Below are 12720 nucleotides of genomic sequence, written 5' to 3' on the forward strand. Positions count from 1 at the left end.
CCACACCCACTTCACGACGTGGTACCTGGGATGGATCGCATCGCAGGTCGATCTGCACGACCCTGCGCACCACAAACACATCAATCCCCACCAGCTTCTGGACAACCTCACCGACTACGATTTCCCCGCCTACGAAGGGTTTCTGACCTCGCTGGGCGTGTCGATGCACCTGAGCTGGCACTTCGGTTATTTCACCCGGGCGCAATACCCGCTGGGAATCTCGCTCATGGCCGACATCATCCGCTCCGGAGCCGGGAAAAACCCGTTCTGGATCACCGAAATGCAGGGCGGCAATGTCACGGCCAGCGGAAGGGAGGTACTCTGCCCCACGGCGCGGGAGATCACGCAATGGCTCTGGACGGGTATCGCCGCAGGCGCCGAAGGGGTGATCTTCTGGACGCTGAACCAGCGGGCGTCGGCACTCGAAGCCGGCGAATGGGGTATGCTCGATTTCCAGGGGCGGCCGAGCGACCGCCTGACAGCGGCCTCGGAAGTCGCCCGCACGGCGAAAGCCCACAAAAGCTTTTTCCGCGAGGCCCGGCCCGTACGGAGCGGCATCACGCTCCTTTACAACACCGAATCGCTCCGCACGCAGCAAAAGAATGCGGCGGTGTCGGACGACGGCCGGTACGAAGGGCGCCAGGCCAGCGCCACAATGAAATCGAAGGCCAGCGCAACCATGAAATCGCTCGCGGGAGCCTATGAAGCCATCGCCGCCTGGGGCGTGGTTCCCGAAGTCTGCGAAATGGACGCTTACGACTGGAGCGACCCGCAGGGGAAAACGATCGTATTGACGAACCTCGTGGCACTGCCTTCGGGGGCATGGGAACGGCTCGACGATTTCGTCCGTAAAGGCGGCCGGATGATCGCCACGGGGCTCACCGGATTCTACGACCAGAACATGCACTGCATCCTGATGGACGACTTTCCGCTGCGCAGGTGCTTCGGCGCACAGATCAGCGAGTACAAGGCCGTCGCACCCTATTTTACGATCGCATGCGACACCCCTGCCACGACCCTGCCCGCACATCTGTGGAAAGGAATACTCCGACCCGACAGGGCGCAGGCGATCGCCATGCACGGCGACGACGTGGTCGGCACCCGCCACCGCTACGGCAAGGGCGAGGCCGTGTGGCTTCCCTCGCTCATCGAGCTGGGCGGCTGGCACGGCGACAACAAAGGGGTCGCGGATTTCTACGGCACCTACTGCCGCGGGCAGATCGATCGTGCCCCGCTGCACTTCTCACGCCCGGCGGACGGGGTGCTGATGCGCCTGATGGAGTCTCCGTCGCAACGGCTGGCCGTACTGGTCAACAAACGCCCGCACGCCGTCGAAATAGGGCTTTCGCGGCCGCTGCCAGCCTCGGCGCGCCGGTTATGCGGCGAAGCGTCGCCCAGGGGCACCTCCGTCAGGCTCGGAGCCGAAGAGTGTGCGGTTTTCCTGTGGGACAAACAGGCGGAATGATGCAAAAAACAGGTATATTTGTCGTAGCATTTTAAATTACGACCGATGAAACACCTTGCTGCCGGACTGTTGCTGTTTTGCTGGCTGCCCCTGTGGGGACAGGTCACGAACCTCCATTTCACCAACCTCTCGATCGACGCGGGGCTGTCGGACAAAATGGTTTTCGCCGTGGCACAGGACAGTACGGGGCTGATGTGGTTCGGGACGGCCGAAGGACTCAACCGCTACGACGGCTACAATTTCGAAACGTTCCGCTACAACCCCGGGGATTCGACGTCGGTCAGCGCCTCGTTCATCAACTGCATACACCTCACACGCACGGGCGAATTGTGGATCGGCACCGAGAAAGGGCTCGACCTCTACGACCCCGTGACGGAAAGTTTCGTGAAATACCATGCGGACAACGACTCGCTGCGGCTGCTCAACAACCTGCGCATCCGCTGCATCCACGACGATCCGCAAGGGGTGATGTGGGTCGGGACGCTCGAAGGGCTGATCCGCCTCGACCTGCGGAAACGCTATATCAACTATTTCGTACTGGTACCCGACGCATTCGACCGGATGGCCAACGAAATCCGCAGCATCTGCGCCGACCGGCACGGGATGTTGTGGCTCGGCACCTTCGACGGACTCTACCGCTTCAACCCCACGGACAACAGTTTCGTCCGCTATGAAACCCGGAGCCGGAAACTGCCCAACGACACCTACAACAACCTGGTCAACGCGCTGTATATCCCGGAGAACACCCCCGACCTGCTGTACGTCGGAAGTTCCAGCGGCCTGGTCGTCCTCGACATCCGGCATCCCGAGCAGCCGCTCGGCACCCTCCGCGCGGAAGACGGCGGACTTACGGACAACGACATAAAGAGCATCCTCAGCTACGACGACACGCACCTGTTGCTCGCAACGGCCGACGGGCTCACGCTCTACGACACCCGCAGCCATCAGGCCAGCGCCTATTACAGTTCGCTGTCCGACCCGACGTCGCTGCCCAACAACTCGCTGCGCACGCTTTTCCGCGACCGGCAGAACATCGTCTGGATCGGAACGGACAGCGGACTGGCGAAACTCGACCTCAAACGCAAGAAGATCGACTGCGTCCGCCTGACCAACGACAGAAAAGGGGCCGAACGCAAAGTCATCGTCAACGACCTGCTCGGAACCCCCGACCACAGCCTGTGGCTCACCACGAACGAAGGCGTCCTGCGGTACGACAGCACGCGACGCGACGCAGGATACACGCGTTACATGGCCGACAAAGGGGTTTCGCACAGCATCGCCAAGCGGCTTATCCGCGACAGCCACGGCACCCTGTGGCTGGGAACCAACGACGGGATCGACTACTACGATGCCGCGCGCGACCGTTTCGTACGCGCCGAGCACTCGAACCAGAACTTCTCGCTCAAATACATCTACGACATCAAGGAGGACGCCGACCACGACATCGTGACCAACATCAGCAGCGGACTCTGCTTCATCACCCCGCATTACCGCCCCGACGGCGGTATCTCGCACCTGAGCTACAAGACCCGGCTCATCAGCGGCATCATCAACTCGGACAACTGCGACATCGGCTATTTCGACGTGGACGCCAAGGGCAACATCTGGTTCGCGGCCACGCAGGAGGGGTTGTTCAAATACGAAAAGCGCAACGACCGCTTCATACAGTACAAGGTGCGCACGGACGACCCCCGCAGCCTGATAAGCAACCGCATCTACACCATCCACGTTGACCGTAAGGGGAATGTGTGGACGGGCACCGACCGGGGCCTCTGCAAACTCGACCCGGCGAGCGGGCTGTTCGAGCGTTTCGACAACGACCTCGACCTCTCGCAGTCGATCCGCACGCTCACGTCGGACAACCGCGGCCGCATCTGGGCCGCCACAACCAACAAGCTCATCATGTACGACCCGGTGCGGAAAAACAAGATCGTCTGCGACCTCAACCGGGATCTGAGGATCGACGAACTGATTTACAACAGTTTCTTCATCGACCCGCAGGGCCATATCTACATGGGCGGCGACGGGGGCTACATCCGCTACCACCCCGACGCGATCCTGCTCAACGAGGACAAGGCGCCGACGGTCGTCACATCGTTCAGCCTGTGGAACAAGGAGGTGCGCCCCGGACACCGGATCGGCAAACGCGTCGTACTGCCGCGCTCGATCCTGCACAGCGACCGGCTGCGGCTGCGGCACAACGAAAATTCGTTCCGTTTCTACTTTTCGCTGCTCAACTTCGCATCGTCGAACAACAAGTATGCCTACCGGCTGGAAGGGTACGACAAGGAGTGGCAGATGACGGGCGGCAGGCAGAACTACGCCGCCTATTCGAACCTCTCGCCGGGTCGGTACCTCTTCACGGTCAGGGGCTGCAACTCCGACGGGATATGGAGCGACCGCACGGCGCGGATCGAGGTGCGCATCCTGCCGCCCTGGTGGCTGAGCTGGTGGGCATACCTGATCTACGGGGTGCTGGTCGCCGTGGTGATCGTCGTAGCCTACAACCTGACGCTCACCAAAATGAAACTCCTCTCGGAACTCCGGCTCGAAAAACTCGAACGCATGAAGACCGAAGAACTGAACCAGGTCAAGATGCGTTTCTTCACCAACGTATCGCACGAATTCAAAACCCCGCTTTCGCTCATCCTGGGCCCCATAGAGAGCCTCGGGGAACAGATCCGGGACAAGCGCCAGCTGGAGCAGCTCTCGCTCATGCGGCAGAACGGCGAACGGCTGCTGCGGCTGATCGACCAGATCATGGATCTGCGCAAGTTCGACAACGGGAAGATGAAACTCAACCCCAGCACGGGCGAGTTCGTCTCGTTCGTGCACAGGATTTACGCATCGTTCGCCTATCAGGCGCAACGCCGAGGAATAGACTACGATTTCGAAGCCTCCGAACCCGAGCTCACCTTCCAGTTCGACAGCGACAAAGTCGAGAAGGTGCTGTACAACCTGCTTTCCAACGCCTTCAAGTTCACGCCCGACAACGGACATATCGGCATCACGGTTTCGCTGCGCCGCAGCGACGAAGGACGGTTCGCCGCAGTCGAGGTGTCGGACACCGGGATAGGCGTCACGGAGGCCGACCGGGAACATATTTTCGAGCGGTTCTACCAGGGCAGCAACCCGTCGTTCGAGTCGATCCGGGGCACGGGCATCGGGCTGATGCTCGCTAAGGATTTCGTCGAGCTGCACGGCGGCACGCTGACCCTGGAGAGCGCCCCGGGCCGGGGCAGCGCCTTCACGTTCACGCTCCCGGTCGACCCGGCGGGGGCGGCACCCGCCAGCGGGACTGCGGAAAGGCAGCCCGAAGCGGGATCCGCCGAGCGCAACCCGAAGGTGCTCATCGTCGAGGACAACGAGGACATGCGGAATTTCCTGCGCATAAACCTCGAAGAACAGTACGAAATATACACGGCACACGACGGCAACGACGGCTGGGAGCAGATCCGAAACATCTACCCCGACCTGGTGGTCAGCGACGTGATGATGCCCGGCATGGACGGCTTCGAACTGTGCCGCCGCAGCAAAGCAGAGCTGCTCACCTGCCACATCCCGTTCCTGCTGCTCACGGCCAAGGGCGACGAGGAGAACCGCGCCGAGGGGTATTCGGCAGGCGCAGACGGGTATATCGCCAAGCCATTCAGCATCAAGACGCTGCGCACGCGGGTCAACTCGCTCATCGAGCAGCGCATCAAACTGCGCGAACGATACCGCCAGAAGCTGCTCACCGACCCTTCGGAAATCCAGATCGAATCGGAAAACGACAAGTTCATCGACACGCTGGTCAAGGCCATCGAACAGAATATCGACAACTCGGAATTCGGCATACAGGAGCTGTGCGAGATTTCGCGCTACTCCTACCAGCAGGTTTACCGCAAGGTCAAGGCGCTCACCGGGGAGTCGATCAACGAATTCATCCGCACCGTGCGGCTCAAACGGGCGGCGCAATACCTCGCGCAAAGCGACACCCGCATCTCGGAGATCATGTACAGCGTAGGGTTCAACTCACACTCCTATTTTACCAAATGCTTCCGCGAGCATTTCGGGCTTTCACCCAAGGAGTACGCCGAAAAACACCGCAGGAAATAGCCCGAACCCGCAGGGACGGAGAGGCGGCCGGACACGGATCCGGCCGCTTTTCCGTTTCCAGCCCCCGCACGGGATCAAGACGCATGGCCCCTCCGGCCGGGCAGGGAAGGCAAATGGCGGAAACGTAATAGTATTTGATAATTCCGGGATAATTTAAGTCAGGCGGGCGGACTATTTTTGTTATACCGTACCACGGGAGAAACAACCTAAACCTGATAAACTATGAAACAATCCTTACTCATTTGTGCCGCGGCAGCGCTCCTGGCCGGAAGTTCCTGCTCGGAGCAGGAACCCTTCGACGCCGCGATGCCCGTCCGGCTCAGCGTCGCAGGCATCAGCCCGGGAAGCCGGGCGGCGGCGAACTACGCGGCGGACGACTACTTCGGCCTTCGGGGAATGGCCGGGGCCTCGGTAAGCGTAAAGGCCCGGACAACGACCTATATCTATGCGGACGGGACATTGGCGGGCGCCACCCCGGACGACGTGCTCTACTTCCCGGTGGACGGAAGCGCCCTGGCCTCCGTCAAGGTATACTGGCCGGAGGAGGCCGTACGCCAGGCACAGGGCGGCGCCATCGCCAAAGACCAGCGGGAGAAGGAAGCGTTCCTCGCCGCAGACTGGCTTTCGGCCGAGCTGAAGGAGGTCGCCCCGGCGCAGGCCGTCGCCCTGACGCTGGGGCACGAACGGCCGAAGCTCACATTCACGCTCGCCGGCACGATGTCGGGCAGCAGGATCACGGCGCTCTCGGTCGCCGGGTACGATGCCTACTGTGACCCTCAGACCGGTGATGCCCAGTTGATTATGCTGCCGGGTAATACGGAAATAGCCCCCGAAGCCATCGGCACCGTCACCATCGGCGGCCAGGAGCGTCCCCGGAACTTCGTCGTCAAGACGATGCCGGCCCTCAAAGCGGGGGAAAACCACACGATCGAGATCAATTTCTAATATAAAAGAGCCTATCATGAAACGACATATCCTCTATCTGGCCATGCTCGCACTGGGCACGGCAGCGACAGGATGCTCCGACGACGACACCGCAAAGGAGGGCCGGACGGAGCCTACGACGGTGGAAAGCATCTCCATCCGCACCCAAATGGCCGAGGTTTCACGCGCCCAAACCGGAGACGACGACCCGACGATGGGCCCGGCATCGACCCGTGCGGGGCACACGATGACGGTGACGCTCGGCAGCGGCAGCGAACGCATGCAGGCCACGTATGAATACGACGGCGGCAAATGGATCCCCGCCGGAGAGGCGGTCGTATTCCCCGACAACAAGCGCCAGCCCGTCGGGATCATCCTCAGGAAGGAGGGCACGGCCATCCAGGACGGTACGGCGCAGGGACTTATCGACGCCGACCAGCTGGGGTGGGACAACCCTGCCCAGGTACCGCTGCGGGAGATGGCCAACGTCCCGATGCGGCACCTGAAGACCATGGTGGAATTCGAACTGGGCACGATCGCCGCCACGGCACTCACGGTCGACGGCCTCAAAGCCTGCCACGTCGGGAACGGTAACAAATGGCAGGCGATCATCGAGCCGTCGACACCCGGGTTCAGGGTTTCGGTCACGGTCAACAACACCGTCAGCACGACGGAGGTCAGCGCGGCGGCATCCCCCACCGACGGGGTGTTCCTGGCCGATTACCGCTACACGGTACCATTGGTATTGAACGGCAGCGAACTGACGCTGGGAACCATCGGCGTGGGCAGTTGGGACGAAGGAGCCGGGGGTACGGCCCAGGGCATGACCCCGACGCATTACCGGATCGAAGGGCTGGAAAACCGCACCATCGAAGTTTACCTGGCCGGGTCGGACAGCCCCACGCAGATCACCCTCGATGCAAAGGGCGAGGCCATGCAGCAGGCCGGGGTTCCGGTCGGCATCGTCGCCAGGATCGCCTGCGACGGCACGCAATACGAGATCGGGCGGGAGGAGAGCAGCCAGATCAGCCTCCGGATCGTCGACGGGAAAGTAGCCTTCCGCGAGGCGGACGACAAGGGCTTCATCCCCGTCAACACGATCGCCGAACTGAAGATGATCGACCTCGACAACGCCAGCCGGGGGCGCAAATACCTCCAGCAGGGCAACATCGACCTGCTCGACGCCGAGTGGACGCCGATCTCGAAACTGGAGGGCATCTATGACGGCGGCAACTTCACCGTCGCCCGCCTCAGGGTTTCGCTCGGGAACGGAAATGCCGGGCTCTTCGCAGCCAACGGCGGGACGATCCGCAACGTCGTGATCGCCTCGGCCAGCGCACTCAGGGGGCAGTGGCATGCAGGCATGGTCTGCGGTGAGAACACGGGAACGATCGAGCGATGCACCAACCGCGCATCGGTGACTGACGGCGGCAGCAACACGCTGGGCGGCATCTGCGGGTACAACAACAACGGCACCATATCGGAGTGCCTGAACACGGGCACGCTGACCATCGACGCCACCGTACCGTCGGACGGCACGGGCGGCATCGTCGGCTACTGCGGCAAAGGGACGATCACGGGCTGCGGCAACACGGGCGGCATCGGCGGCAAACCCAGCAAGACGGGCGGCATCGCGGGGCAGGCCGACGACTGCCAGATCGCCGACTGCTACAACACGGGCGACCTCGTCCTGCCGTGGGGCGCAGGCGACAACAACGGCGGCATCGCGGGGCTCACCTACAATGCCACGCTCATCACGCGCTGCTACAATACGGGCACCGTCACGGTCGAAGGGTCACAGGCCGGAGGTATCTGCGGCCAGCTCAACGCCGGGGCGACGATCAGCTCGTGCTACAATGCGGGCAAGGTGGGTGCCAAGTGGAATTCGGGCGGCATCGCGGGCCAAAGCACCGACGCCGAGATCATCGCCTGCCACAACGACGGGCTGATAGAGAGCCAGACCTCGGGATGGGCCGGGGCAGGCGGCATCTGCGGGTTCCACAAGGGAACCATCACGGCCTGCTACCACATCGGACAGGTGACGGGTGACAGCGCCATCGGGGCGATCGTCGGCGAGCACAATTCTGGCAACATCTCCTACTGCTACTGGAACGGCGACCTGGAAGGTATCCCGGCAGGCGGCGGAGGCAGCCAGACCGGAAATGAGAAATTCGGCGCCGCATGGCCCCAGCCCTCGACGCATGAGGCATGGCGAACCACGGCCGAAACCCCGGCCGCTTATTGGCGGACGCTGGGCAGCGCGGGCGGCGGCTACCCCAAACTCGCCTGGGAAAAATAACGCGGCACGGCACCCCGGCCTGCGAGAAGGCCGGGGTGTACGGGATTTAACCTATATTTGAAAACGGAACGAAACCAACAAAAACCCGAACCATGATCAAGACACGCTTTATCGTTGCAATAGGCCTGCTGATGACACTGGCCTGCTGCTCCAACTCCGGAACCGACCAGACCCCCGACCCCAACCCGCCCACGCCGCCGACGCCACCCGCGACGGGGGATTACGTATCGGTACAAAACGGGAAAATATATGCGCCCGACGGCGGGGAGCTCTCGTTATGGGGCGTCAACTTCCAGCCCTGCCTGAGCTGGGAATACAACGACCGCCTCAAGAGGCACGGGATACCCCAAACGGCCGAGGCGCTCAGGCGCGTGGCCGAAAACAACCTCGAAGAGGTGGCCAAACTCAAAGTTTCGGTCATCCGCTGCCACCTGACACCCGCCGATTTCACCGATGCGGAGGGCAACCTGGTCGAAACGCCCTACCTGGACGTGCTGGACTACATGGTCGCCGAAGCTGCCGAACGGGGTATTTACATTACGCTGGCCCTTATCAACCACATGGGCAGCGGCTACGTGCCCAATTCGGTATTCATGACCGCCGCCCGCCAGGAGTGGGTACACAACAAGGAGGTCGTCCGGAAATCGAAAAACTACGTCCGCCAGCTGCTCACGCGCAAAAACAACTATTCGGGAACGACCTATGCGGCCGAGAAACACATCGCCCTGTGGGAGCTGATCAACGAACCCGAAGCCTTCAGCTATACGGACATACAGTCCAACCCCGCCGCCTACGCCGATTTCCAGTCCTGGGCGGCCGGCAACGGGCAGCAGGACAACGACGCTTCGTATGCGGTTTTCCGTGAGGAACTCATCCGGGATTATATCGACGGCATGTACGACGTCATCCGGGAGGCCGGGGCGCAGCAGCCCGTCGTCTGGAGCCACAACTGGCACCGTTACCGCAACGGCAACCCGGATATTTTCAAAGGCGCCCTCGCCTCGAAGGCCGAAGCCGTGGCCTGCTGCAACTATCCGGGGCAGGATCTCGTGCCACAGGACTACTGGAGCAATCCCAAAGACCTCACGTCGCAGGATTATTCGGGCTGGTTCAACCAGTATTTCGACGACGTGAACGGCTACGGGTGGATGACGCTCCCCGAATACGCCGGCAAGGCGAAGACCGTCTACGAGTTCGAGACCTTCTTCAACCAAAGCGCCTATCTCTACCCCATACAGGCACAGTATTTCCGGGCGCTGGGCGTGCAGTGCGCCTCAATGTGGACGTATACCATGCAGGAATACGCCCCCTACCACTGCGGTTCGCATTTCCTGAGCCTCACGTGCACGCCGAAAAAAGCCGCCAGCTTCATCGTGGCGGGCGAAATCTACAAATCCACCCCGCTGGGACAAATGTATGACCGTTTGGTCAACGAACAACTGGGCAGCAACTTCGCCATCTCGAAAAGCCGCGACGTGAGCATCTTCTCCTCGCCGGAAAAATTCTACCACTCGGGCGACGTGACGCAATGGTGCCCGCTCAATGTCAGCGACGGGGTCAGGAGCATCGTCGGCGTAGGCAGTTCGCCGCTGGTGACTTACACCGGGACGGGCATCTACTTCATCGACGAGCGGGACGGCGAACTGTTCGTCACGCTGGAACCCAACCACCGATGGCTCCGGGAGCCGTGGGACAGCCGACTGCAGACGAAGGTCAGCGCGCTTGACTACGACACGCCGAACACGATGAGCATCGGGCTCAAGGCGTGGAAAGAGGGTAAATATACGCTCTACCGCATCTCGGACGGCAGGCGGCAGAAGGCAGGCGTCCTCGACGGGCTCGGCGGGATGTCGCTCACGCCCGGCGACTATGTGATCGTGCGCGGGGAAGAGTAAACGCCGGGATCGTGCCGGGCTTGCGGCAGGAGTGTGCCACCACCTTGCGGCACACTTCGTCGGGAGCCCGGCAAAGACCCGGCGGAATTCCGGCTGAGGCTCGGCAAAAGGCCGTCAGAAGCTCGGTAAAGGCTCGGTAAAGGCTGGGGAAAAAGCCCTCAGAAGCCCTTCGGGAACCCGCCACCGACCCGTCAGAGGCCGATAAGCTTGATCCGGGTCTCGAAATCGCTGCGTGAACCGAGGGCCGAATTGCGCAGCTTGGTGCGGTAGGTATAGACCGTCGCCGAAGCGCAGTTGAGGAAACCGGCGATGCGGCCGCTGTCGGTAATGCCGAGGCGCATGACGGCCAGGATACGCAGCTCGGTAGGGAGCGTCCGGTCGGCCCGCACGGGGAACCGCGCCGGCTCCTCGAGCAGCGCATTGACCTGTTCGACGAAATCGGGAAAGATACCCAGGAAGGTCTCATCGAAGATCCGGTAGAAATCGCGGTAGTCGCGGTCTACGTCCGACGGCGAGCGCAGCTTGCGCATCAGCGCCTCGGAGCCTTCGGACTTCGCGGTTTTGAGCAGCTCGCCCCGGTATTCGCCGACACGGCCGAGGTACTGCGTGGCCAGGAGCATGTAGCGGAACACATAGTTGTCCTTGATCTTGTTGGCGTCGCGCAGGCAGTCGTTCAGTTGCCGGAACTGTTCGTTGCGTTCGCTGAGCTGGGCATTGACCGCGGAAAGCTGGGCGTTGGTGCGCCGCTGCCTGGCATGTTGCCGCAGGGTATGGATGAGCAGCAGCACGATGATGACGAACAGCCCCATGAAAATGTTGATCATGACGGTCAGGATACGGCTGCGCGAATTGATGCTGTAAACGACGGCCTGGTTGATGATCATCTCGGCCTGGCTGGAGTGGAGGATACGGGTGTTGTAATTGCAGGCAAGCATGTCGGCCATCGTACACTGGATATAGCGCGCCGCACGCTCCATATCCTGCTGCTCGAACATCAGCAGGGCCAGGTTATAGAGGGAAAGGTACTCTCTGACGGGGGTTTGCAAGTCGCAGATCGCCGCCGTGGCGAGCCAGTACTTGTGTTGTTCGACATCGCCGAGCAGATAATAGGCGTTGGCAATGTTGTAGGCAATGCGGGCCAGCGTGCGGCTATTGTATTTCGCGGGGTCGTAAAGCGGCAGCAAAACCTCCAGGGCTTCGTCATAACGGTTCAGATCCATCAGTTCGAGGGCATACATCCGCTGCCGCGTGACACGGGAGTGGCCGTCGAAACCGATCCGTGTGTGGCGGAGCCTGAAAAGCGAATCGGCATAGGCCTTCCGCCGCGCCTCCGACCCGTCGCCCGAGGCGAGCCGCCCGAAGACCACCATCTGCTGGGTATAATAGCTGGCCCGCATCCGCCGGGTGATGCCGACCGTATCGAGGGAAAGGATCCGTTCGTAGGCCTCTTCGATGTTGTTGCGGGCGATCAGCACCGAAACATCGCAGGTCGTCGAAAGGAATTTCATCTCCCGGCTGCCGGTCGCGTCGGCGTAATTGTGCATCAGCCCCGCGTAACGGGCGGCCGTGTCGATATTGTAGGTGATATAGGAATCGAACAGGCGGTTGGCCGTCTGCCACCGCAGCGTGTCGTCGCCCGCAGCGCGGAGCTCCCGGCGCAACGAATCGGCATGGCGGACGAAACGCTCCTCATAGAGATACTTTTTCGCAATAACCCGATCCAGTTTATCGAATATCTGCTCGTTTTCGCTTTTATGGCATGCACAGAGCAGGGCTACACCGGCCATAAAAACAAGGCGGGGGGGGGAAATGTTCAGCTTTCTCATCGGCTCGACGGTTTGGATACAAATTTACAAAAAAAACGGTTCCCGTGTCCGTGGTGGACACGCGAACCGCCTCCCGGGCACCGGCTCCGGGCGGATTATCCGAAAATTTCGATCTTCACCTCCTTGCGGATGTCCGTCGACGGCACCTCTACCACCGGGCACCTCAGTTGCCCGTCGAACACGGGCTTCACCGTGCGGCCGTTGACCTTCACC

6 protein-coding genes are annotated in these 12720 nt (G+C 61.6%); 5 read left to right on the plus strand and 1 reads right to left on the minus strand.

What is annotated here, in order from left to right:
• The 5 genes from QVP03_RS09615 to QVP03_RS09635 form a co-directional block, all read left to right on the plus strand.
• Positions 1-1465 (plus strand): beta-galactosidase trimerization domain-containing protein (locus tag QVP03_RS09615; protein WP_288210744.1); only part of this gene is annotated, 1465 nt, incomplete at its 5' end.
• 45 nt (positions 1466-1510) lie between these two features.
• On the plus strand, positions 1511-5563 hold the full coding sequence (locus QVP03_RS09620; RefSeq protein ID WP_022333259.1) for a hybrid sensor histidine kinase/response regulator transcription factor: 4053 nt from the start codon (positions 1511-1513) through the stop codon (positions 5561-5563).
• A gap of 222 nt (positions 5564-5785) precedes the next feature.
• The gene (locus QVP03_RS09625; protein ID WP_018695658.1) at positions 5786-6508 is read left to right on the plus strand and encodes a hypothetical protein; all 723 of its coding nucleotides are present in this window, start codon (positions 5786-5788) and stop codon (positions 6506-6508) included.
• A 16-nt stretch (positions 6509-6524) separates the two neighbouring features.
• Positions 6525-8786, plus strand: a complete 2262-nt coding sequence (locus QVP03_RS09630) for a hypothetical protein (RefSeq protein ID WP_022333260.1) — start codon at positions 6525-6527, stop codon at positions 8784-8786.
• 92 nt (positions 8787-8878) lie between these two features.
• Positions 8879-10681, plus strand: a complete 1803-nt coding sequence (locus QVP03_RS09635) for a membrane or secreted protein (RefSeq protein ID WP_022333261.1) — start codon at positions 8879-8881, stop codon at positions 10679-10681.
• Between the two features lie 191 nt (positions 10682-10872).
• Here QVP03_RS09635 and QVP03_RS09640 read toward each other — a convergent pair whose 3' ends face one another.
• Positions 10873-12507 (minus strand): DUF6377 domain-containing protein, encoded by a 1635-nt coding sequence (locus QVP03_RS09640; protein ID WP_022333262.1) that lies wholly within the window; start codon positions 12505-12507, stop codon positions 10873-10875.
• Positions 12508-12720: the final 213 nt, after the last annotated feature.

Source organism: Alistipes sp. CAG:29 (genome assembly GCF_000435435.1).
Taxonomy (GTDB): Bacteria; Bacteroidota; Bacteroidia; order Bacteroidales; family Rikenellaceae; genus Alistipes; species Alistipes onderdonkii.

Coding starts and splice junctions, on each gene's coding strand:
- QVP03_RS09640 (WP_022333262.1), bottom strand. CDS start 12,507: ATGAGAAAGCTGAACATTTCCCCCCCCCGCCTTGTTTTTATGGCCGGT.
- QVP03_RS09620 (WP_022333259.1), top strand. CDS start 1,511: ATGAAACACCTTGCTGCCGGACTGTTGCTGTTTTGCTGGCTGCCCCTG.
- QVP03_RS09635 (WP_022333261.1), top strand. CDS start 8,879: ATGATCAAGACACGCTTTATCGTTGCAATAGGCCTGCTGATGACACTG.
- QVP03_RS09630 (WP_022333260.1), top strand. CDS start 6,525: ATGAAACGACATATCCTCTATCTGGCCATGCTCGCACTGGGCACGGCA.
- QVP03_RS09625 (WP_018695658.1), top strand. CDS start 5,786: ATGAAACAATCCTTACTCATTTGTGCCGCGGCAGCGCTCCTGGCCGGA.